Annotated in this window: 20 protein-coding genes; 14 read left to right on the top strand and 6 right to left on the bottom strand. The window is 58.2% G+C overall.

Translation table 11 applies throughout. From position 1 onward, the window contains the following. Nucleotides 1-2: 2 nt before the first annotated feature. Nucleotides 3-980: a metallophosphoesterase gene (locus tag K325_RS0113630; RefSeq protein WP_029654830.1), complete on the bottom strand. Its 978-nt coding sequence runs from the start codon at nt 978-980 to the stop codon at nt 3-5. 160 nt (nt 981-1,140) lie between these two features. Between K325_RS0113630 and msrA the strand changes: the two genes are divergently transcribed. Continuing rightward, entirely contained in the window at nt 1,141-1,791 is a 651-nt protein-coding gene (gene msrA, locus K325_RS0113635; RefSeq protein ID WP_029654831.1) for a peptide-methionine (S)-S-oxide reductase MsrA, read from the top strand. Between the two features lie 10 nt (nt 1,792-1,801). Continuing rightward, complete coding sequence (gene msrB, locus K325_RS0113640) at nt 1,802-2,227, top strand: peptide-methionine (R)-S-oxide reductase MsrB (protein ID WP_029654832.1); 426 nt, start codon at nt 1,802-1,804, stop codon at nt 2,225-2,227. Between the two features lie 21 nt (nt 2,228-2,248). Here msrB and sorU read toward each other — a convergent pair whose 3' ends face one another. Both sorU and sorT read right to left on the bottom strand, forming a co-directional pair. Beyond that, nucleotides 2,249-2,566: a SorU family sulfite dehydrogenase c-type cytochrome subunit gene (gene sorU / locus K325_RS0113645; protein WP_029654833.1), complete on the bottom strand. Its 318-nt coding sequence runs from the start codon at nt 2,564-2,566 to the stop codon at nt 2,249-2,251. A 55-nt stretch (nt 2,567-2,621) separates the two neighbouring features. Beyond that, the gene (gene sorT, locus K325_RS0113650) at nt 2,622-3,848 is read right to left on the bottom strand and encodes a SorT family sulfite dehydrogenase catalytic subunit (RefSeq protein WP_051146650.1); all 1,227 of its coding nucleotides are present in this window, start codon (nt 3,846-3,848) and stop codon (nt 2,622-2,624) included. Between the two features lie 203 nt (nt 3,849-4,051). On the opposite strand from sorT, the gene K325_RS0113655 reads away from it, so the two are divergent. Continuing rightward, complete coding sequence (locus K325_RS0113655) at nt 4,052-4,816, top strand: lysophospholipid acyltransferase family protein (protein ID WP_029654836.1); 765 nt, start codon at nt 4,052-4,054, stop codon at nt 4,814-4,816. Between the two features lie 20 nt (nt 4,817-4,836). Here the strand turns inward: K325_RS0113655 and K325_RS0113660 are convergent, their stop codons facing one another. Then, a complete protein-coding gene (locus K325_RS0113660; RefSeq protein ID WP_029654837.1) occupies nt 4,837-5,820 on the bottom strand; it encodes a calcium/sodium antiporter in 984 nt (327 codons plus the stop codon). Nucleotides 5,821-6,281: 461 nt separating this feature from the next. Between K325_RS0113660 and mqo the strand changes: the two genes are divergently transcribed. Further along, entirely contained in the window at nt 6,282-7,772 is a 1,491-nt protein-coding gene (gene mqo, locus K325_RS0113665; RefSeq protein ID WP_029654838.1) for a malate dehydrogenase (quinone), read from the top strand. Between the two features lie 52 nt (nt 7,773-7,824). Here the strand turns inward: mqo and K325_RS0113670 are convergent, their stop codons facing one another. Both K325_RS0113670 and K325_RS0113675 read right to left on the bottom strand, forming a co-directional pair. Beyond that, nucleotides 7,825-8,517 carry an outer membrane beta-barrel domain-containing protein gene (locus K325_RS0113670; RefSeq protein WP_084694239.1) on the bottom strand — a complete coding sequence of 231 codons (693 nt, stop codon included), beginning with the start codon at nt 8,515-8,517 and terminating at the stop codon, nt 7,825-7,827. Beyond that, nucleotides 8,487-9,218, bottom strand: coding sequence for an SH3 domain-containing protein (locus K325_RS0113675; RefSeq protein WP_029654840.1), 732 nt, complete (start codon nt 9,216-9,218; stop codon nt 8,487-8,489). Before K325_RS0113675 ends, K325_RS0113670 begins: the two co-directional genes overlap by 31 nt. Nucleotides 9,219-9,630: 412 nt before the next feature. Here K325_RS0113675 and K325_RS0113680 point away from each other — a divergent pair, with 412 nt between their 5' ends. From K325_RS0113680 to K325_RS0113725, 10 genes are all read left to right on the top strand, one after another. Further along, complete coding sequence (locus K325_RS0113680) at nt 9,631-10,239, top strand: hypothetical protein (protein ID WP_029654841.1); 609 nt, start codon at nt 9,631-9,633, stop codon at nt 10,237-10,239. Between the two features lie 54 nt (nt 10,240-10,293). Further along, nucleotides 10,294-11,991 carry a tetratricopeptide repeat protein gene (locus K325_RS0113685; protein WP_156836599.1) on the top strand — a complete coding sequence of 566 codons (1,698 nt, stop codon included), beginning with the start codon at nt 10,294-10,296 and terminating at the stop codon, nt 11,989-11,991. Next, the gene (locus tag K325_RS0113690; RefSeq protein WP_029654843.1) at nt 11,975-14,827 is read left to right on the top strand and encodes a tetratricopeptide repeat protein; all 2,853 of its coding nucleotides are present in this window, start codon (nt 11,975-11,977) and stop codon (nt 14,825-14,827) included. The genes K325_RS0113685 and K325_RS0113690 overlap by 17 nt, the downstream gene beginning before the upstream one ends. Beyond that, entirely contained in the window at nt 14,808-15,659 is an 852-nt protein-coding gene (locus K325_RS0113695) for a tetratricopeptide repeat protein (RefSeq protein WP_051146652.1), read from the top strand. Before K325_RS0113690 ends, K325_RS0113695 begins: the two co-directional genes overlap by 20 nt. A 3-nt stretch (nt 15,660-15,662) precedes the next feature. Then, the gene (locus K325_RS18055; protein WP_051146653.1) at nt 15,663-15,971 is read left to right on the top strand and encodes a hypothetical protein; all 309 of its coding nucleotides are present in this window, start codon (nt 15,663-15,665) and stop codon (nt 15,969-15,971) included. A gap of 34 nt (nt 15,972-16,005) precedes the next feature. Next, the gene (locus K325_RS0113705) at nt 16,006-16,671 is read left to right on the top strand and encodes a MotA/TolQ/ExbB proton channel family protein (RefSeq protein ID WP_029654846.1); all 666 of its coding nucleotides are present in this window, start codon (nt 16,006-16,008) and stop codon (nt 16,669-16,671) included. 19 nt (nt 16,672-16,690) lie between these two features. After that, nucleotides 16,691-17,221, top strand: coding sequence for an ExbD/TolR family protein (locus K325_RS0113710; RefSeq protein WP_029654847.1), 531 nt, complete (start codon nt 16,691-16,693; stop codon nt 17,219-17,221). Then, on the top strand, nt 17,218-17,721 hold the full coding sequence (locus tag K325_RS0113715) for an ExbD/TolR family protein (protein WP_029654848.1): 504 nt from the start codon (nt 17,218-17,220) through the stop codon (nt 17,719-17,721). Before K325_RS0113710 ends, K325_RS0113715 begins: the two co-directional genes overlap by 4 nt. Nucleotides 17,722-17,733: 12 nt before the next feature. Continuing rightward, a complete protein-coding gene (locus K325_RS18280) occupies nt 17,734-18,684 on the top strand; it encodes an AgmX/PglI C-terminal domain-containing protein (protein ID WP_029654849.1) in 951 nt (316 codons plus the stop codon). A gap of 64 nt (nt 18,685-18,748) precedes the next feature. Next, nucleotides 18,749-21,664, top strand: coding sequence for a PD40 domain-containing protein (locus K325_RS0113725; protein WP_156836600.1), 2,916 nt, complete (start codon nt 18,749-18,751; stop codon nt 21,662-21,664). The last annotated feature ends 4 nt before the right edge of the window (nt 21,665-21,668 follow it).

Raw genomic sequence — 21,668 nt, forward strand, 5'->3', positions numbered from 1 at the left:
CGTCAGCCCGCTGGCCCTCGGGTGAGCGTGTGAACGGTCACTTCCGGGGGGCAGTTGAGGCGCACATTCAGGACTGAAGTGCCTGCGCCGGGAGATGTGTATCCCTGCATGCCGTTTACCTGCCAGAGGCCCCGGCCCAGCTTTCTTGGGCAGTCCGAATCCAGAGTCAGAGGAATGCCGCCGGGCAGGCAGATCTGCCCCCCGTGAGTATGGCCACAGAGAAACAGGTCGTAGCCGGCGTGGGCGGCCTCGCGCCATATCTCGGGGGTGTGGCTCAGAAGAAGGCTGATTCCGCCTGTGGGGATGTCGTCACCGGCCCGGTGCAGATTGTGGACTTTGTAGTAATGCGCATCGTCCACTCCGGCAAGATAGAGTCGGCTTTCGCCGCGCTCCAGGGGGATCATTTCGTTCATTAATAGCCGATACCCCATGTCTTCCAGGGCGGGCACCATGCGCACACTGTCGTGATTGCCAAGAACTGCACAGGCGTCGCCGTGAATGGCGTCGCGAAGCCTGGCCATGCCGTCCAGAGCGTTGTCGATCGGGCCCCAGGTGCGTTGCCGGTAGTCGCCGGTCAGGACACACAGATCGTAATCCAGAGGCGAGATCGCACGGATCACCGCCTGAAGATTCTGCTCATCCATGTCAACGTGGAGATCGGTGAGGTGAAGAATGCGAAAGCCCTCAAATGCTACCGGAAGATCTGGCAGCACGAAGGTGTTGTTCACGGTATTCAGCCTGAGGCTGTTGGCCTGGGCCCGGCCTAGCAGACCGACGGCCTTCAGGCAGAAACGTATCAGGCCCGGGGCGTTGGTCAGGTTCTCAAGGTGAAAGGAGCGCTTGTCACGACCGAATACCCGGGCTTCGGTTTCCCGTTCTATACCCAGTCTTTGCCGGGCGTGCACGGGCCCCAGCCTGAGACTCAGGCGATAATAGAGCAACTCCTCCTGATCTTCCGGTACGCGAACCCTTGCGGTCATTCTGATATCCCTGATGCCGAGCGGAGTCTTATCGGTGACTCCTGTCTTTATTATGGTTGCTGCCTTGGGTTGTGCAAATTACCGCGGGCGATTTGGCTTTTTGTGGTTGAAGCGCCACAATCAGAAATTACACGATGACGTCCCGAGAATGGAGTATCCCATGCCTGATGCCTGTAATCTGCCCGGCCTGAGTGTGCCCCGGAGTCGCTTTCCCGATCCGGAGCAGGACTTGCCAGAGGAGGGTAACGATGCCCGGCTTGTCATCGCCGGTGGTTGTTTCTGGTGTGTGGAAGCGGTTTTCCTGGCCGTTGATGGCGTGACCCAGGCGGCTTCGGGGTATGCCGGGGGCGCGGCTGAAACGGCCAATTATGACGCGGTCTGCAGCGGGCAGACGGGCCATGCTGAAGTGGTGGAGGTGCGCTACAATCCCGCCGTGGTCAGCTTCGGCCAACTGTTGAAGCTGTTTTTCTCCGTTGCTCATGATCCGACTCAGCTGAACCGGCAGGGGAATGATGTGGGTACTCAATACCGCTCGGCGATTTTCTATGAAAGCCCGGATCAGAAGGCGGTAGCCAGCGGGTATATCCGGCAGTTGGACGCCGCCGGCGTGTATGAACACCCTATCGTCACGACTCTGGAGCCTCTGGAAGCATTTTTCCCGGCCGAAGAGCATCACCAGAACTTCGCCGCCCGGAACCCCTGGCAGCCCTACATTATGGCGGTTGCCGCGCCGAAGATGGAGAAACTGGCCAGCACCTGGCCAGACCGCCTGAAATCGGAATACCGTAACGACGACCCAGACCAGGCCTGAGGAGGCAACAATGAGTGTATCTGCAGCAGGTTACGACCTGACGCCGTTAACTCCGGAAAAGATTGAAACCCTGGCCGGACAACTGTCCTCTGAGGAGCGCCGGGTATTGCTTGACCACGGGACGGAACGCCCGTTCTGTGGCACCTTGCTGGATAACAAAATGGCCGGCACCTACCATTGCCGGCTGTGCGATCTGCCTCTGTTCAGTTCGGACTCCAAGTTTGACTCGGGCACGGGCTGGCCCAGCTTCTTCCAGCCTTTTGATCCTGACCACATCCGGTATCTGGAGGACAGCAGCCTGGGTATGACTCGTACCGAGATTCGTTGCCCGCGCTGCGACAGTCATCTGGGGCATGTCTTTCCCGATGGGCCTCCTCCCACCGGACAGCGGTATTGTCTGAACTCCATTGCCATGGAGTTTCATGGCGCTGAGTGAAACGGGCGGGCGTTGCTTGGGTTATCTGGGCTGCCGGGTAACGGAGGCAACGTAATCGGCGACCGCCTGAATCTCAGCGGCGGTCAGTGAGGCCTCAAATGAAGGCATCACGCCCACGCCACTGGTGACGGCCCGCACAATCCGTTCACGGTCAGGTTGCAGCTCATCCAGATTCGGGCCGATGGTGCCTGCAGCGTCAGCATCGGCCAGGGTATGGCATAAGGTGCAGGAGGGCTGAGCCAGTTCGGTGAAAACCTGGCGCCCCATGTTGTCGCCCGCAGGCACGGTGGAGGCAAACGTCAGCCCCCCGGCGACGATGATCAGACGCATTGTTCTCATGATGCCCGCACCATGAAGTGCGGGCGGCAGGCATCCGTGCGCCGCCCGCGGCGAATCAGCCAACGGCGACCGTTACTCCGTGGTCGCTCCACCCATTGTGTCCATAACCACGCTCGTTATCGACGCGACCTTCTGGCTGGCGGTTGCCGTTCACATCGGTTGCGCGACTGACAATCCGGTAGCTTCCAGAGGGCAGATCGGTTGCCAGAACAAACGGCCGCCAGGCATACGGGCCCAGATCCGGCCCCAGAAACCGGGCGGTTTTCCAGGTTTTGCCACCGTCGATGGAGACCTCGACGGCCTTCAGGCCTACGGCACCTCCCAAGGCAACGCCGTAAATCAGGTTGCGCCCCGGTTGACTGGATTGCAGTGGCGCCGTCACCCACGACTTCACGTTCATCTCCCACATGGAGGGCTGGTCCGGGGCGCCCTTCATGCCAACGTCCCGTACCCGATAACCGGAGGCCTGAATCTTGGCTCCGGTCTGCTTGTCGGTCATCGCTATTTTCTTCACGTATTTGACATTGTTGACACCATAGTAGCCCGGCACGACCAGTCGTAGCGGGCCGCCATGGGTTCGTGGCAGGGGCTCATCGTTGAGCGCCCACGCGAGCATGGCGCTGTCCAGCGCCCGGGTGGGAATGGATCGCTCCACCATAATGGATGCCGGGTCTAGCCCGTCCGGCAGGGTTTCTCCTCCGGCCCCGGTGACATAGCGGGCGCCGTCAACCGCGCCTCCAAGGGCCTGGATGACATCCCGAAGGGGTACGCCTGTCCACATGACGCACCCGGCCGCACCGACAGACCACTGGGTGCCACTGGCGCCGTGAGGAAAGAAGGCACGGCCATTGCCGGAACACTGCAGTACCGCTGCAACGGTGGTGACCCCCATCGATTTGAGTTCCCCGACTGTCATTGTTTTCGGGTTGTTCACCCCTTCGAACCGGATTTCCCACGCGTCGGGATCCATGGTTACGCTGGCGGGTGGGGGTGGCAGGTTATTACGCACAAACAGGCGATCACTGGGGGTAATGACGCCACTGCCGATGGCCCCCCGCTGGGTTTCCATCGTGTTGGCGCTGTGCACGATCAGGGCGCTGCGTTCTTTCCAGGCGGCGTAATCCGGAAGGGATTTGGGTTCTTCGGCGGTTCCCAGCCGACTGAACCCCAGCAGGCTGACAGCTGCCATGGCCCCTGCGCTGCCGATCAGAATTCGTCGCCGGGAGAGATTATCAGGGGCGACCGATCCCGGCGATTGCAGTTGGTTTTTGAGTTTGGTCATGTTCGGTCTCCTGTCGTTGATCTTGTTCACGGAGGGCCGGGGCGCAAACGGGTTTGCGCATGTACAACCTAATTATCTATAGCGCCTGTTCAATAATTGATCAAATGTGGCGGTATTATTCAGGGGCAGGCCAAGTCGCTATAATCCGGAGACGTTATCCGGCCCCCGAATGTCAGGCCGGGATGCTCATAAGGTAATCAACGATGAAGCGACTGAATCTGAGCCCTCTTACTGAATCAGCCACTCTGCTGCGCCGGGCGGGCGTAGTGGTGGGCTCTGTAGGGCTTACCGCGCTTTACTCGCTGCTGGTTTTAGTGCGCGCCTTGTTTGGACAACTGAATCGCTCGATTGTCGACAAATATTGTCGCGAATGGTCGGCGGCCCTGTTGCGGCTGGTGCGTGCCAGTCTGAGTGTCCGGGGGCAGGTGCCGGATTTTAATGATGGCCGCCGGTATATCATCATGTGCACTCACGCCAGCCATTACGACATTCCGGTCAGTTTCGTGTCGCTTCCAGGGTCTATTCGCATGCTGGCAAAAAAGGAGCTGTTCCGTATCCCGTTGCTTGGCCAGGCCATGCGCGCTGCAGAGTTTCCGTCTGTGGACCGGGCGCACCGGACTCGTGCGGTCAGAGATCTGGAGAAGGCGCGGCAGATGATGGAGAGTGGTATTGTGCTGTGGGCGGCTCCTGAGGGGACGCGTTCACCGGATGGTCAGCTTTTGCCGTTCAAGAAAGGCTGTTTTCACCTGGCCCTTGAAACTCAGGCGGTGATCGTTCCGGTAGCCATCCGGGGCATTCATCGGGTGCTGCCTGCCCGAACCTGGCAGATTAACCTGGGGCAGCCTGTAGATGTCCGTGTGGGGAACCCCGTTGATACGGCAGGAAAAACCAGGGAAGACCTCGGGCAGCTGATGGACGAGGTCCGCAGCAACCTGATTGAGTTGCTGGGTAACGGCGAGGCCGAATAATCGGCTTCGCCGTTACCGCATCAGGCGGTGGGTCCAACCACCGTCCACAGCAAATACCCGGTATAGGCGACGTACGTGGTGAGCAGCAGGGTGCCATCCACTCTGGATATCAGCTTTCGCCAGCCCGTCAGGCCAAAGCCCATGACCAGAAGCGCCAGGGTCAGGCCAAGCATCAGGGTCCAGTCCCGGTAGAGCACCTCCGGAGCAACCGAAAGAGGCTGGATGACGGCGGCAAGCCCGACCACTGCCAGGGTGTTGAAAATCCCAGACCCGAGAATGTTGCCCAGAATCAGGTCGTGTTCGTTTTTCTTTACGGCCGCGATGGCAGAGGCCAGTTCTGGCAGGGAGGTGCCAATCGCGACAACGGTCAGGCCGATAACCAGATCGCTGACGCCAAGGCTTTGCGCAATGGATACGGCGCCCCAGACCAGCAGGCGGGAGCTGACAACCAGCAGGACCAGCCCGACCACGAGCCATATCAAAGCCGTTTTCATTGGCATCGGGTGAGCGATGATCTCCGCTTCGGTCTCTCCGCCCAGAGGATCGTTGTCTTTGCCCTGAAACCCCTGATAGATAGACCAGCCCATTACGGCGGCAAACACCGCGAGCAGCACCCAGCCATCCAGCCGGCTCAGCTCGCCGTCAATCAGTTGGGCGCCTGCAATCAGGGTGAGCACGACCAACAGCGGGAGTTCTTTCCGTATGACCTGAGAGTGCACGGCAATCGGAGCGATCAGGGCCGTGAGGCCGACAATCAGGGCGATGTTGGTGATGTTGGAACCATAGCCGTTGCCAAGAGCCAGCCCCGGATTGCCGTCGGAGGCGGCCATAGCAGAAACGGCCAGCTCTGGTGCCGAGGTGCCAAAGCCGATGATGACCATCCCGATCAGCAGCGTAGGCATTCCCAGATGCTTCGCCGTCGCGGCGGCACCATCGACAAACTTGTCTGCACTCCAGACCAGCAGAATAAGACCGGCAATAACGGCGCCGATTGCCATTAACATAGTAAAACCTCAACCAGATTAGCGTGGGGGCACCTCTTGACTCATCGGTGCCGGATATCCGGCGCACAAGATACCGTATAAAGTGGGCGTGGGTCAGCAACGCAATGCGTCAGACACAGCGTCTGGGGGTGATCCGTCGGCCGGATAGTCGGGTATCAGACTAAAGTGGCGCTGATATTGTTAACAAAACGCGAGACAATCTCGGAAAAATGATAAAAGGACGGGCGCCGTGCCAAGGCACGCGTTTTTCAGGCCAGCCGTATCAGTAGTGCCCGCAGTCGACACGCATCAATTGATAATCGCAATTTATTCTTTCAGCGAAAATCGGGATAATTGCTCTCAATTTCAGACCGGAAGCTCTCGGTAGCGCCGTCTACCTCGCGCCAATTCGGCTTCCGAAAGGCCACTTTGCTGATCGTGAAGTGGCAGCAAGCTTCAACACTAAGCTAGGGTGAAAACCAATGGCCGTTAGACAGGCAGATATAGTGCTGGTCGGTGGGGGCGTCATGAGCGCCACCCTCGGCATGATGCTCAGGCAGCTGGACCCGTCCCTGGACATCGTCATGCTGGAACGTCTTGACCACGTTGCCCATGAGAGCACAGACGGATGGAACAACGCAGGGACCGGTCACGCCGGGTACTGTGAGTTGAATTACACCCCCGAAACCGACGATGGCGATGTTGCGATTGAGCGGGCGCTTAAGATCAATGCCCAGTTTGAGGTTTCGTTGCAGTTCTGGTCGTACCTGGTTGAGCAGGGCATCCTGCCTGAGCCTTCTTCGTTTATTAACCGTACCCCGCACCAGAGTTTTGTCTGGGGGGAAAAGGACGTGGCTTTCCTCAAGCGTCGTTACGAGCGGTTGAGCGCACATCACCTGTTCCGGGAGATGGAATACACCGAAAACCCGGAGGAGCTGGAAGCCTGGATGCCTCTGGTGGTACACCATCGGGATCCCATGCAGCGGGTGGCCGCAACCCGAATCAAGCACGGTTCTGATGTCGACTTCGGTTCCCTGACCCGCAGTATGGTCAAATGGCTGGAAACTCAGCCAAACTTTGAGTTGATGCTCAGCAGCCCCGTGCACTACATCGATCAGCGGGATAATGGCCGTTGGAAGCTCAGGGTCAAGAATCAGAAAACGGGTGAGTTGACCAAGCTGGAAGCTGGATTTGTATTCCTCGGCGCTGGTGGTGGGGCATTGCCTCTGTTGCAGAAGTCCGGGATTGATGAGGCTCGTGGCTACGGTGGATTCCCGGTCAGCGGGCAGTGGCTGGTGTGCCAGAAGCCGGACATTGTCCAGAAGCATCACTCCAAGGTGTATGGCAAGGCGCCTATCGGAGCGCCTCCCATGTCGGTTCCGCATTTGGATACCCGCATCATAAACGGGGAGCCGGCTTTGTTGTTTGGGCCGTTTGCCGGTTTTACCACGCGTTTTCTCAAGCAGGGTTCGGTGTTTGATCTGATTGGCTCTGTGCGGGCCACGAACCTTCGCCCGATGCTGTCGGTTAGCAAGAGCAATATGGATCTGACGCGTTACCTGATTGGTGAGGTATTCCAGTCTCATGCTGACCGGGTGAACTCTCTGCGGAACTTCTTCCCGGATGCTCAGGAAGGTGATTGGAAGCTGCAGATGGCCGGCCAGCGAGTGCAGATCATCAAGCAGACGGAAGAAGGGGGCGGCAAGCTGGAGTTTGGCACCGAGATTGTGGCTGCCAAAGATGGCACGCTGGCTGCCTTGCTGGGGGCTTCTCCGGGCGCCTCTACTGCTGCCAATGCGATGATCGATGTGCTGGAACGCTGCTTCCCTGAGAAGATCCGCTCCGAACAGTGGCAGGCTCGTATGAAGGCGCTGGTGCCCTCCTATGGCCAATCGCTGGTCGACGATGCTGAGCTGTTGGACGCGGTTCGCGCCCGAACCCTGTCGACGTTGAAGCTGGGTCTCGATTCCTGATCTGAACACGATCACAGCCCGCTTTTCAGAGGGCTGTGATCGTGTTTCTGAGTCAGAAGAACAGCGTGATACCGGAAGACAGCTCAATGTTGTGGGTCAGTTGAGATTCGCGGATCAGGTCGCTGTTGAACATGTGATCCCTGAAGTCGATGTGCACCGTCAGCCAGTCCAGCAATACAATCCGGAAGCCGGTACCCAGAGTGGTGGTGAAGTTGCTTTCGCCGCCAAACTCCGTGTTCCCGACCCCGCCCACAATGTAAAACGCCGAATTGAACGTCAGTGAATCACTGAAAAAGATCTCGCCCGGAAAGATGTTGTAGCCCACCAGAAAGTCATAGTAGCTGTAGTCCCGATCCTCGCTTGTCAGCAGTCTGACATTGGAGCCGCTGAGTTCCTCGAAGGACGTTAACCCGGCTTCGCTCATGCCAAAGTTAAACTGCAGAAAGAAGTCTTCCGTGGCGTGAAAGGCCGCGCTGATGCCGTAGAGCGGTTCGGTGCTGAAGTTGTCAATGGACAGCACGCCGGCAAAGGCGCCCACCTCGAAGAACTCGGTATCAAGATCCGCTTCGCTGATACTGCGTGGGCTGATGTCGGGTTCAATCACCTGCACCGGGGCGTGTGTGGCGGGCTCTTCTGCCTGGGCGGGCGAGAGGCAGGCCAGAGAGAGCGCGCTGGCGGCCAGTAAGCGACGGTGAGCGATAAGCCGGCGCGTCTTCAGAAGAAAGTGTTCAGCCCTATTTTCCATTCGTTTAAACCTGTGCTGTCAGAATTGGACGAGACCGAGTACACCCGGTACTCGGCACGGATAAGAAAGTTGCGCCCCACGTAGTAGCCCATACCGCCGCCGAAGGTGATGCCATCGGCATCGCCGAGCTCACTGAGCAGAACCTTTTGGCGTGCATCAAAGGAAAACTGGCTGACGCCGGCGAGGGCGTAGGGGGTCAGGGCCATTCCGTGCAGCGGCTCGATGATCAGATTGGCGCCATAGTAATCACTGGTGACTGACTGGTTATAAATTTTGCCCGCCTCCAGTTCTGCCCCCAGCCATGTCAGGGGGCGGTAGCCAACGGTCAGGCTGAAGCTGGGTGATTGCTCCAGCTGGCCGGCGGTAAACCCAACCCGCCAGCTGGACTCAAGATACTGGCCGTGGCCGATTTCCGGCAGGTCTGCCGGAAGCCCTGTTGGTTCCAGAGTTCGGCCAAGTTGTGTTGCTTTGGTCCAGCCGGTCTCTCCGGAGGCTGCGCGCACCTTGTACCAGTTGGTTTTGCGTTTCAGCAGCTCGACCTCTTCCCCTTTCTCGATCACGTGAAAGATCGGGTAGCCCCGGCCGGGTGCCGTGTGCACCTCGATGTACGGGTCGGCCACTTCAAGGGTTGGCGCCTGTTCGTCTGCCTGCAATGCCGGGCTCGTTGCTGAAACGGCCAGAGCAAGGAGAGTCCACCTCAAATGTAAAATCATGTTAATCAATGTAACCAGATGTTTTTTATGAAAAATTTAAAAATCTTGGGAACTTTGGGGGGAGGTTCGTCGTTAGGCAACTGTCGCTTCGTGTTTTTGAGATGGAGTGCTCATAAATTGAAGCTGGCGTCAAAAGGTATGTTTCAGAATTGAGAACCTGTGCTAGCGTATTTAACAATATTTGACGTTTGAATCATCCAAAAAATGAATCTGACCGCTTTTAAGAACGGCCACTGAAAAGAGCCGGCAAGCATGAGTCAGACGCCCCAAAAGTCAGTCCCCTGAATGTTCAACAGACTCGTCGGTCCCCTTGGTCGGTGGCCGGTGAAGGAGCAGGATGGTGGCGTTTCAAAAGAAAAATGGAACAAGCGGCTTCCCCGGTGTGTTTTCTCGAGGGTGGATGGCTTGGCTGTTGACGTGTGTTGTGCTGGTTGTCGGGCAGGTGAAAGCCGACGAAGCGGAGAGCGCTGAGCACAAAGCCGGTGCTGAAATCGGGGCTGCTCTTGAGCGGATCATCGAGACGCCGTTCTCGGTTCGTGAAAGTCGTGAGCAGGCCCGGCGGGCGGTGAATGAACTGTCCCGGGATATCCAGTCACTTAAGCAGACGGTGGTCAGTCTGAACAGAGATCTTCGGGTGCTGGAGGAGGATCTGCTGTTCCCGGCAAATACCCGTTTCCACGTGTTCGTGTCGCTGAACGTTGGCCAGTACTTTGCGCTGGAAGGGGTCGAGGTGCGCCTGGATAACGAGGTGGTGACCAGTTATCTGTACAGCCGCGAAGAGCGTCAGGCGTTAGCCCGTGGCGGTAAGCATCAGATCTACCTCGGTAACCTGAGCCCGGGGCAGCACACGTTGTCTGCGTTTTTTGTGGGCCTGGGTCCAAACGGGCGTGAATACAAACGCGGCAGCAGCCTGAAGTTCACCAAGACCCAGGGGCCCAAGTTTGTCGAGCTTGCGATTGCGGATTCTGAGGCGCGTCAGCAGCCTGAGTTTTCGGTTCGGGAGTGGTAAGGCATGTGGCTCCGGTGGTCTTCCTCGCAGATACGATGTCTTTGGGTGTTGGTGGTGCTGATGTTGCCCCTTGCCACCACGGCCAAAGGCGATGAAACCGAAGCTCGGGACCTGAAATACGGTGCCGTTCTGTTCCAGTATTTTCAGCAGAATTACTTCGAAACCCTGGTGGAGTACGCCTGGGCTGAAGAGCACGGCGGTATTGCCAACCATGGAACGTATCCCGAGCTGCTTAAGGGTGGGGTGAGTTTGTCCTATGGGTTGGACGAGCAGGCCGAGGGTATTTTTGACCGGCTGGCTGACAGCAACCTGAGCGAGCCGGTGCGCAACCGGGCGAGGTTCTACCTTGGCAAGATGCAGTACCTGAGAGGGGAGACGGCAACCGCGGCCCGAAACCTCAATCAGATTCAGGGCAGGATGCCAGCTCAGGTGGATGCTGAATATCGGTATCTGGCGGCGCTGGTCAATGTGAAGCTGGGCTATCTTGACGCCGGAAAAAACGTAGCGGAAAGCATTCAGCCTGGCAGCCCCTTTGCGCCTTATTTTTACTTCAACCTTGCGATATCGCTGGAACGGCAGGGGCGAACGGCGGACGCCGTTGAGTCTCTGGAACGCGTTCTGGCTTTCGACGATGGCTCTGCGGAACGGCAGCGACTGGCTGATCGTGCCCGGATGGCGCTGGCGCATCTCTATGCCAGCCACGATGACATGCCGAACGCGGGGCTGCAGCTCGCGAATATCAATACCCGTGGAGCCTACTCCAATCGGGGGCTGTTGGGGGCGAGCTGGCTGGCCATCAATGCGGGCGACTATCGACAGGCGCTGGCTCCGCTGGATGTGCTGACAAGCCGGTCGGTAGCTTTGCCGGAGGTGCAGGAAGCCATTCTGCTGCGGCCGCATGTGTATGAGCGTCTTGGGCTGGAGGGCCGGGCAGCCAGGGGCTTTATTAACGCAGACCATCGGTTCCGCCATACCCTCAGGCAACTGACAGAGGCCCGGGAAACTCTGGCCCAGGCCGATGTGCTTGAGCTCTTCGTTCGCAATCTCGAGGACGTCCTCGATCAAAGCGACTGGTTTGGACAAGCGCCATCGGTAGCGGTGAATCGCCTTTCTCCTTTTCTGGTTGAGCTGATGTCTGAGCACACCTTTCAGTCGGTTCTTAAAGACCTGAGAGATCTGTATGCCATCCGTAACAACCTCAAGCGTTGGCAAAACCGCCGCTCGGATTTCAGCACGATTCTGGCGGCCCGGGTGGGCAAGCGCGATGGCGCCAGCCAGGAGGATCGTCTTTTTGAGATACAGAGCCGGATGGCGGTTCTGCAGCAGGAGCGCCAGCGTTTGGCGGAACAGTTGGCCGCGCAGCCGGCTGATGAGCGGGAAAAACTCGCCTGGCTGCAAGACGACCTGAACTTCGAGTTGGCGCGGGCTGAAGCCGCTTTGTCGGCGCTTCAGGGCAGTAAAAGCCTTTCCAGTAATGCTTATTTTGAACAGGAAGTGAACGGAATGATGGCTTCAGTGGCGGCAGAGCTTGTCCGGACCGACGGGCTGATAAAACGCCTGGAGGACGTGATGCTGGCCTTGGTAACCACTGAACTCAATATTCATCAGGGCCGGCTTGAGCAATATCAGGTTGAGGCACAACTGGCGAAGGTGCGCATTCTGGACCGATCGCTGCAAACGCTCGAACCTGAGGATGACGCAGCGGCAGGCACCGGGGCCGGGCAGGAGGGCGATCATGATGAAGCGATCTAGTCTTCTGTTGTTCGGGGTTCTGGTCAGTGGCTGTGGGGCATTCCAGGGGCCGTCTACGATTGCCGGTCTTCAGAAGGATCGGAGCCCGCTGGAGGATGTTCCACTGCCCAGGGTGATGCACGAGGATGTCCGGCGCGAGTATCAGGAACTGCTGAAAACCATCGAAGACCGGCGCTTGTATGAACAGATCGAACGCCGCATTGCCAGCGTTCATATGCTCGAAGGCGATTACGACCAGTTGCGTGGGGCTCTGCCCGGTGACGACGGGTACTTCCCTGAGGCGATTTCGGCCTACCACCAGTTGCTGAGCAAGTATCCGGATTCTGAGCGTAACGCGGAGGCCATGTATCAGTTGGCCAAAGCCTATGATCTCGATGGCCGGGACCAGGATGCCAAGGTGGTGCTGGAAGACTTTATCATTCAGCACCCCCATTCAAAGCGCCTGGCGGAGGTCTATTTCCGCAAGGGCGATATCCACTTCCGTCATGAAGAATACGAAGAGGCGGAACAGGCTTACCGTGCTGTGGTTGCCATCGGGGACGAATCGCCGTTCCTGAATAATTCCTGGTACTTGCTGGGCTGGTCGCAGTACAAATTGTCGGACTATGACCAGAGCCTGTTGTCGTTTTCCCGGGTACTGGATCGCCTGGTACCAGGGGATGGCAAAGTGGAAGCTCTGGACAAGGTCAACCGGTCGCTGGTGGATGACACCTTACGCATCATGAGTGTCGGCCTGGCCTATGCCGGTGGCGCCAGCAAGATCGATGCGATGTTCGCCAACCGTCCGGAGGCAGGAAAGTACACCTGGATCCTGTACTCCAGTCTGGGTCAGCATTATCTCGAAAAGGAACGATACGAAGATTCGGCCTCCTCGTTCCGGGCTTTCGTTGCTCAGAATCCGGATTCTGAGCGCGCGCCGGAAATGCACGCCGAGATGATCCGGGCCTACGTCGACGGCGAGTTCTCGCAGCAGGTGCTTCCGGAGAAGGAGAACTACGTGCGTCGCTATGGCGTGGGCTCTGAGTTCTGGCAAAGCAAGCCTGCGGATCTCAAGGCGAAAGTCATCCCGAACCTGAAACTCTACATTGATGAACTGGCGCGTCATTACCATGCGACGGGGCAGCGCCTGACCCGGGAGCTTGCCGATGGTTCGTTGAAAAACGGTGCGGTGGCAGCCACTGAGGCTCATCGACTGACCAGCTTCCTGAAGGCAGCCCAGTTCTACGGTGAGTTTGAGGAAACCTTCCCGAACGATCCGAAAGTGCCGGAAATGGTGTACATGCGCGCCGAAGCCGCGTTTGACGGTGGTGATTACTCAACGGCCATTACTCACTACGAGCGCACGGCCTATGAGTTCAGGAACCCGGAGTTCGGCGCAGATTCCGGTTATGCCGCCATCATTGCCTATCAGAAAGAAGCCGAACGGCTCATGGGCAGCACCGGGGAGAACAGCGATCGCCTTCGTGACTGGCGCAGCAAAGGGGTGGAAAGCCAGCTGCGCTTTGTTCAGACCTTCCGGGATGATGAGCGTTCGGGTGCTGTGCTGGCAAAAATCTCGGAAGAGCTGTTTGCCCTTGGGCGCTATGAGAAGGCGCTGGAGGTGGCGACGGGCATTGTCAGTGGCACCGGGGCGGTGGACCGGGAACTCAATCGTACCGCCTGGGGGGTGATTGCACACAGCCAGTATGAGCTGGGCGACTTCGCTGCGGCGGAGAACGGCTACCGGAGCCAGCTGCAGTACATCGATATCCGCGATGCGGATCATCAAGCCGTTACAGAGCGCATGGCGGTCACCATCTACAAGCAGGGCGAGCAGGCGTTGGCGGTGTCTGATCTTCAGGGGGCGGTCGATCAGTTCTTGCGGATTAAAACCGTGGCTCCAGACACCGATGTCCGGGTGATCGCCCAGTTTGATGCAGCAACGCATTTGATGACGCTGGAGGAGTGGGACCCGGCGCTTGCGGAAATGCTTGAGTTGCGTCGACGGTTCCCTCACCACAAGTTGGCTACGGACCTGTCCCAGAAGATTGCCTGGGCTTATGAACAGGATGAGCAATGGCTGCAGGCAGCGACCGAGTACGAGCAGCTTTATCGCACCGACCAACGTGCGGATGTCCGCCGGGATGCTCTGTTCCTGGCCGCGGAGCTGTTCGAGAAAGCGGGTGATGACGCGCAGGCTCTGGCCTATTTCAAGAAATGGGCCTTCGATTACGAAGAGCCGTTTGATACCCGGATGGAAGCCCGTTATCACGTGGCGGACCTTTATGAGCGGATGGAGGATTATCACCGCCATCTGTATTGGTTGCGTCGGGTGATTGATGGCCACAACAAAGCGCCGGATGACTGGAAAACCGAGCGTTCGCAGTGGCTGGCCGCCTGGGCGAACAACAAATATGGGGACTACTGGCGGATTGAATTTGATCGCGTGCGCCTGAAACACCCATTAAACAGCAGCATCCCACGCAAGAACGAGAAGCTGAAGAACGCACTTGATCGATACCAGAAAGCCGCTGCGTATGGCGTGATGGATCAGACCACCCGGGCGACCTTCAATATTGCAGACCTCTACGGCCAGTTCGCCCGTGAATTGATGGATGCACCGCGACCGGGGGGGCTCAGTCAGTTGGAAGCCATGCAGTACGAACTGGTTCTGGAAGAGGAAGCCATTCCATTTGAAGACCTGGCGATTGAAGTTCATCAGGCCAATATCGAGCGCTCATGGAGCGGCACATTTAATCCATGGATCGAGCGCAGCTTTGAGGCAATGGCCAAGCTGAACCCAGCCCGGTTCGACAAGCAGGAAGTTGAGGTGGCTTATGGCGATGGTATCCGGTAACGCGTTTCGTTCCTCAGTCTTGCTGACGTTGATGGTTCTCTCCGGATGTGGAGCGGTGCTTCCGATGAGCCCCGCTGACACGGCAACCGACGGGGTGAACTCAGGGGCATCGGAAGAACACCTCAACACTGTGAGGGGTGACGGCAAAGCCTATCTCCCGAAACAGGCCTACAGCGCCCAGGGCCAAAAGATTCCCTATGTGCCGTCGCCGAATCCATACACCCGGGAAGCTGCCCCGGTGGCGGCGGAAGCGCGGGCGGCATTTCTCGATGCCCAGGCGTTGATGGCATCGGGTGATTTCCGTATGGCTCGTAAGGGGTTCTGGGCCATGACCAAGGCTTATCCCGGACTGTCCGGGCCCTGGGTGAAGCTGGCGGCGCTGGCCGAGCGACGGGAAAAGCCGGAGAAAGCTCGTGAGTACTATCAGAAAGCGTTGGCTGTTAACCCGTCCAATGTGAACGCCTACCTGGAACAGGCGGTCTTTGAGCGGCGCCAGGGCGAATTCGCCCGCGCAAGGGCGGCCTATCTCGCGGCTCTGGAGCAGTGGAAGGACTTTCCGGAGGCGCACCTCAACCTGGCCATTCTCTATGACCTTTACATGAATCAGCCGGAGCAGGCTCAACCCCATTATGAGGCCTACCACTTCCTTCGGGGAGAGGACGATGTGCGGGTTGCGGACTGGTTGATCGAGATCCGTCGCCGTACCGGCATTGAGACCAGCTTCATTGATAACCCGCCCTCTGTTCCGGAATTGCCGGATGCCCCGGCGGGCCAGACTGCCCAGAGTGAAGGCCCACAGGCTTCCTCCGATTCATCGAAAGAACAGGGCTAGGACATGTCTGATCACATCACACGCCAGCTTGCTGCGCTGACGCTGACCGGTTTATTCGCTATCGCTGCAGGTGCCGAAGAGGCCGTCGATCTCGAAAGTACGTTTGTAGGTGATAAAGAGCAGCCGTCGGTGAGTTACTTCATCCCCTGGAAGCCGCCGGAGGGCCCCGAAAACCTGTACCGCTCGATTACGTCTGTATCCGGGCGGGTATTTGAAGTGGTGGATCGGGACGTGCACGCCCGATCCATGCGCTTCTACGACGAACTTTCCCTCGAGGACCCGGTTGGGGTCTCAGGGCAAGACCCCAACTGACGAACCAAGAACAGAACTGTCTGGAGAACCACCCATGAATGTCTACACAAGCATTGTTTCTTTTTTTCAGGAAGGCGGCGCCTTCATGTTCCCCATTGCCTTGGTACTGATCATCGGTCTGGCGATTGCCGTTGAACGCTGGTTGTTCCTGAAGCGGGCGTACCGCAGCAACCGGGCGGCCTACAGTGAGTTGCTGCCGCTGATGAATGAGAACAAGTTTGAGCAGGCAGAGAAGGCCGCAGAGTCCGGTTCTTCTGCCATCGCCCGACTGATTGCGGTTGGCCTGGACACCATGCGTGCTTCGCCCCGTCGTGATGACATTCATGCCGCCATGCAGGAAGGTGTGATGGAGAGCATTCCACGGCTAGCCAAGCGCACGAACTATCTGTCGATCCTGGCGAATGTCTCCACGCTGTTGGGGCTGCTTGGCACCATCATTGGTCTGATCGCCGCCTTTACCGCGGTTGCCAATGCCGATCCGGCCGATAAGGCGACCCTGTTGTCGCAGTCCATCTCGGTGGCCATGAACACCACCGCTTTCGGTCTGATTGCCGCTATTCCGCTGCTCCTGATCCACTCTCTGTTGCAGAGCAAGACCCTGGAAATTGTCGAAAGCATTGAAATGGCGGGCGTTAAGGCGCTGAACACCATTGTTCGGAGCAATCGCAGCTCTGTTAACACGCGCGCTTCGGACGCCTGATCACAGCGGGTAATTCGATATGTTTGTAAAACGAAGAGAGCTGGAAGAAGCAGACATCGACATAACGGCCTTCATGAATCTGATGATTGTGCTGGTGCCGGTTTTGCTGATGAGCATGGTGTTTAACCATATCTCTATTCTGGAACTCAACCTGCCCGACCTGACTGGCGCCCAGACGGCCAGTGCCGAAGAAAACCGGCAGTTGGAAGTGGTGGTCAGGGAATCCGGAATCGAGGTCTATTTTCCCAGTGGCCGTTTGGTGAAGCGGATTGACCAGCTTGAACCAGAGGAAGAGGGCGAAGAGTCGCGTCACGACTTCAGGACCCTGTCGACGGTGCTTCAGGACATTAAGCGTCAGTTGGCGGCCAAGAGCATTGCCAAGAGCGATGCACTGCTGTTGTCCGAACCCGGTGTGACCTACCAGGCTCTGGTGTCCACGATGGATACGTTGCGAGTCGCGAAGACCGTGGTGGTGGCCGATGTGGTGGAAGTGCAGCTGTTCCCGGACATTTCTCTGGGCGATGCACCGGCTAAGGGAGGTAAGTCATGAGTGAACAGATGACATCGTTTGGCCTGCAGGGCAGCGCCAAGACCTTCATGAAGCCGGCCAAGCTGAATCTGGTCTCGCTGATGGACATCTTTACGATCCTGGTGTTCTTCCTGCTGCTTAACTCTGGCAGCAACCAGCTGATCAAAGTGAACGACGTGGTGCTTCCGGATTCCACGGCTGAAGAGCGGCCGAAAGAAACCACTGTGGTGACGATCACGGAAGAGGACATTCTGGTGGATGGCCGCCCGGTTGCGACCATCAACGAAGTGATCACGTCCAATGGGCTGATTGATGGCCTGATGGAAGAGTTGACCTTTCTGGCCAGTAAGCGCACGGAGCTGACCGAACGGGAGAAAAGCCTGGGCCGTGCGGTGACCGTTCTGGGGGACCAGGAGATTCCGTACGAGTTGTTGAAGCGGGTGATGCTGACCTGCGCAAAGGCAGACTATCGTGATCTCTCCATGGCAGTTTCCCGGGTTGCCAGCAGCAGTGGCGCATAACAGGAGGGTTTGATGACTGCGATAACCACAACACCCGTTGATTTTGCTCTGCCCTGGGACGCCAGTCGCGAGGAAGACGGCCGCTTCAAACGCATCCTTAAGCGACTGTTACTGCTGCTGATGCTTCTGGCGGTCGTTTTTCCATGGCTGCCTTTGCCGGAGATTGAGCGGGAAGAAAAAGAACGGATTCCGCCTACGCTTGCGAAGGTTCTGATTGAGCAGCGCAAGGTGGTGCCTCCGCCACCACCGCCGCCTGAGCCGGTGAAACAGGAGCAGAAAACGGAGCCCACCGAGGTGAAAAAAGCCGTCCCGGAGCCAGCCCCGGCCAAAGAAGTGAAGAAGGCAAGAGACAAGGTGTCCACGATGGGGGTTGCAGCCTTTTCCAAGGAGTTGTCGTCTCTGCGCAGCTCGCTGGATGTGGCCAAGCTACAGGCTCAGAACACCAACGTGAAAACCGGGGCTGCGGCGAAAGCGGCCCGGTCGGTACTGGGGGCAACCTCTGCCACGAAAACCAGTGGTGGTGTGAACAGCTCGGTGATGAACGATACCGGCTCGGGCACGCAACTGGCAGGCAAGGGCTCAACCGCGGTTGAAAGCCCGATTGGCAGTGGCTCTGGCGGTGGTGGCAGCGGTGCCAGTGGCAGCGGCGGCTCACACCGCTCGACGGTGGCGGGTGGTCGGGACATGGAGTCTATTCGCCGTACTTTTGAGCAGCACAAGGGGGCCATCTACGCGCTCTACAACCGGGCGTTGCGTAGCGATCCCGGCCTGCAGGGCAAGTTTGTTTTCCACATCGTGATCGAACCGGACGGCAGTATTTCCAGCATTAATCTGGTGGACAGCCAGCTCGGGGATCAGCGCCTGGAACTGAAACTGCTGGCGCGTATCCAGATGATCTCGTTTGGTCCGGAAGACGTGGCCGCCACCCCGGTGAATTACAAGTTCGATTTCATGCCTGGTTGATGATGGTGCCGGGCTCGTGTTGACGGGCCTGGCACATCAGGTGTTCGGGTAGGAGAAACACATCATGATCAGATTACGCAGCGGAATGCGCCTCATAGCTTTGGTTGGCCTCAGTATGACGGGGCTGACCGGATGTTTTGAAGGCAAGATCAGCGATGGGCAGGAGGAGATCCTGTCTGACCGGCCATTTGCCTATGTGGTCCGGGACTACCCGGAGATGGGGGAAACCGCGACGATCAACATCCGGCCACCTCTGGACCCGCGCGCGCCCTACGCGTTTGAGCCCGGAGCCCGGCTGATGGTGCGCGACCGGATAGCCCTGAACTCCGGCGAGCACCACGCGTTGGCCGGCTATTTCGGCGGCGCCTACGACGTCAAGGACCTGGATGTGTCTCCGGATGGTGAACGCATGGTGTTTGCGGCACATGGCCCTGCTGGCAGCCAGACAAACTTTACCTGGAATATTTTTGAATACACCTTTGCAACGGGTAAGGTACGCCGGATTTTCAAAGACGATCTGGTGGCGAATTCGGGGCACGACACCAACCCCACCTACACCAACGAGGGGCGTATTGTCTTTTCCTCCAGTCGTCAGCACTCCCGGGGTGACTGGCAGACTCTGGACCTGAGGGAGTATCTGGAAGACTTCAAGGAGCCGGCCTCTCTGCTGCATTCCGTTAAACCGGATGGCAGCGAACTGGTGCAGATTACCTTCGGTGAGTTCCACGACATAGAGCCGAGCACCATGAACGACGGCCACGTGGTTTTTATCCGCTTCGGACGACTCTATGAGACGTTGACGGATTGTACCCTGGACAACATCGACGACCCCAACTTTAACCAGCACCCCCACGGGGGCGGTTATGGGCAGGGCAACGGCAATGGATTCCCTCCCGGGCTTGAAGATCCAAAAGACTGGACCGAAGACGATAAGTGCGGTGCGTCTCTGGCCGGTGAGACGGAAGACGAGCGGGTGTTTGTGGAAGATGTGCTGAGTCTGTACCGGATTACTCCGGCGGGCGGAAATGTGCATCGCTACTTCGGAAGCCTGAGCGAAGAGTTCTCCGATGCGTCGTTCATCCATTACATGGACCCTATCCCCCTGGATGACGGTAATCTGCTGACGACGATGCGCCATATCTACAACCCGGTCTACGGTGGTGATGTCGTCAAGATCAACAGCAAACTGTTCTTTGCCGTGGACCAGCCTGTAGATGAAAGCGTGATCGGCGAGGCAGAAGAATCCATGACACCAGGCCTCGTTAATTTTTACCCAAGACAGGTGTCTCCTAATGGATGGTACAGCGCGGTAGGCCCCTACAACGATGGCAGCGGCCGGTTACTGGCCAGCTGGGCCCAGTGCCTGACCTCTGATGGCGATACCAGCTTGCCCTGTGAAGGCAGCGCAACGACTCAGGATCTGGGAGATCCGCAGTACGGCATCTGGATGGTGGACCCGCAGCAGAACACCCGGCTCCCAGTGGTTCGTGGTCACGAGCGGGCGCTCTATACCGACATCGCGATTGCAGATGCCAACGAACTGGCTAAGCCCTATACCGGTGAGCGGCACGACCTGCAACTGGAAGACAACACCGCACTGTTCGAAATCCGAAGTATCTACGACATGGATGGGGCCGATATGGCCGCCCTGTACGACGGCGGGATCGAGACACGTCGCGATCCGGGCCAAACCCGGCCAGATGACCGCTCGGAACGGTTTATCCGGGTAGTGGGGACTCGCCAGATACCCCCAGAGCTGGAGCAGTCCATCCTGACCAACGAGATTCTGAACCCGGCGGAAGGACCGTTGCCGCCCTTGGGGCTGACGCCTCTGGTAGGTTCAGGCAACCGCACGCTTTACGACGTGTTGTCATATGCCATGGTTGAGCCGGATGGCTCAGCGTTGGTGAAGGTGCCCGCCGACACCAACTTCAGCTTCGAGGTGGTGAACAAGTACGGTAAGCGCGTGGACCTGATTGCCCGGCCAGATTACAACTATAACTATCTGATGCAGCACCCACAGCCATTGCGGCTGGAAGAGGGTGAAAAGCTCAAGTGTTACGGTTGTCATGACCCGGAAGTTGATATTCCGCATGCCCGCACGGATGTTGAGCTGGCGTCTGCCAATCCGGGGGCTCCGGGCGATGGTATGCCATTCCCGAATGCCAACCCGAAGATCCGGGCGGTGGCGTGGAAAGACACCATGGCCCAGGCGCTGGTGGATTCCCTCCGGGAGCTGCAGGCTACCTGGGCTGACCGGGTGTCTTATGAGGATTTCTGGAGCAACCCTCCCGATCCCTTACTCGCCTTTGAAGTGCGCTATGACGGATTGAACACGCCGGCGCCGGTCACCGATCCGGGCTGTCTCACTAACTGGACGGCGGATTGCAAGGCGACGATCAATTACCAGGAACACATCCAGCCGATCTGGGATGCCTGTCGAGTGGACCCGAACCGGAACGTAGTGACGTCTTGCCAGAACTGTCACCGGGCCGCTGAGGGTAAATCCTGCCCGGATGGTGTAGGTGGCGGCGGAGCCAGCACCAACCTGCTTCTGGGTAGCGGCAATGCCTCCTGGGACGGGCGCCGCCTTGAATCCTACGTTGAGTTGTTTGAGCCCGACTACTACATCCGGGAGACAGCATCCGGTGAGTGGGTCGAAGTAGACAAGACGAATCTGGAAGCTGAATGCCCGGAAGGGATTCAGGGTGACATGACGGTCTTGCCAGACCCGGGGGTGTGTTTTTCCCGGCGGCTGATGAGCGCCCGTGGCGCCATCGCCAGCGCGAGGTTTTTCAGCCTGTTTGATAGCGATCCGGATGACGACGAATACGAGGTCGAGACCGCAGAAACTGCTGAGATCCGGCAAAGCCACAAGGGCATGCTCACTCAGGCCGAGCTGCGTCTGATTGCTGAATGGCTGGATGCAGGGGCGCATTTGTTCAACGACCCGGACAAATTCGAGCTGCCGGCTCAGTAAGCCG

The sequence above is a fragment of the Marinobacter daepoensis DSM 16072 genome (assembly GCF_000421165.1).
Taxonomy (GTDB): domain Bacteria; phylum Pseudomonadota; class Gammaproteobacteria; order Pseudomonadales; family Oleiphilaceae; genus Marinobacter; species Marinobacter daepoensis.

Excerpts from the sequence above, each read along its gene's own strand:
- K325_RS0113630 (WP_029654830.1), bottom strand. The coding sequence starts at position 980 with ATGACCGCAAGGGTTCGCGTACCGGAAGATCAGGAGGAGTTGCTCTAT.
- msrA (WP_029654831.1), top strand. The coding sequence starts at position 1,141 with ATGCCTGATGCCTGTAATCTGCCCGGCCTGAGTGTGCCCCGGAGTCGC.
- msrB (WP_029654832.1), top strand. The coding sequence starts at position 1,802 with ATGAGTGTATCTGCAGCAGGTTACGACCTGACGCCGTTAACTCCGGAA.
- sorU (WP_029654833.1), bottom strand. The coding sequence starts at position 2,566 with ATGAGAACAATGCGTCTGATCATCGTCGCCGGGGGGCTGACGTTTGCC.
- sorT (WP_051146650.1), bottom strand. The coding sequence starts at position 3,848 with ATGACCAAACTCAAAAACCAACTGCAATCGCCGGGATCGGTCGCCCCT.
- K325_RS0113655 (WP_029654836.1), top strand. The coding sequence starts at position 4,052 with ATGAAGCGACTGAATCTGAGCCCTCTTACTGAATCAGCCACTCTGCTG.
- K325_RS0113660 (WP_029654837.1), bottom strand. The coding sequence starts at position 5,820 with ATGTTAATGGCAATCGGCGCCGTTATTGCCGGTCTTATTCTGCTGGTC.
- mqo (WP_029654838.1), top strand. The coding sequence starts at position 6,282 with ATGGCCGTTAGACAGGCAGATATAGTGCTGGTCGGTGGGGGCGTCATG.
- K325_RS0113670 (WP_084694239.1), bottom strand. The coding sequence starts at position 8,517 with ATGGAAAATAGGGCTGAACACTTTCTTCTGAAGACGCGCCGGCTTATC.
- K325_RS0113680 (WP_029654841.1), top strand. The coding sequence starts at position 9,631 with ATGGCTTGGCTGTTGACGTGTGTTGTGCTGGTTGTCGGGCAGGTGAAA.
- K325_RS0113690 (WP_029654843.1), top strand. The coding sequence starts at position 11,975 with ATGATGAAGCGATCTAGTCTTCTGTTGTTCGGGGTTCTGGTCAGTGGC.
- K325_RS0113695 (WP_051146652.1), top strand. The coding sequence starts at position 14,808 with ATGGCGATGGTATCCGGTAACGCGTTTCGTTCCTCAGTCTTGCTGACG.
- K325_RS18055 (WP_051146653.1), top strand. The coding sequence starts at position 15,663 with ATGTCTGATCACATCACACGCCAGCTTGCTGCGCTGACGCTGACCGGT.
- K325_RS0113705 (WP_029654846.1), top strand. The coding sequence starts at position 16,006 with ATGAATGTCTACACAAGCATTGTTTCTTTTTTTCAGGAAGGCGGCGCC.
- K325_RS0113710 (WP_029654847.1), top strand. The coding sequence starts at position 16,691 with ATGTTTGTAAAACGAAGAGAGCTGGAAGAAGCAGACATCGACATAACG.
- K325_RS0113715 (WP_029654848.1), top strand. The coding sequence starts at position 17,218 with ATGAGTGAACAGATGACATCGTTTGGCCTGCAGGGCAGCGCCAAGACC.
- K325_RS18280 (WP_029654849.1), top strand. The coding sequence starts at position 17,734 with ATGACTGCGATAACCACAACACCCGTTGATTTTGCTCTGCCCTGGGAC.
- K325_RS0113725 (WP_156836600.1), top strand. The coding sequence starts at position 18,749 with ATGATCAGATTACGCAGCGGAATGCGCCTCATAGCTTTGGTTGGCCTC.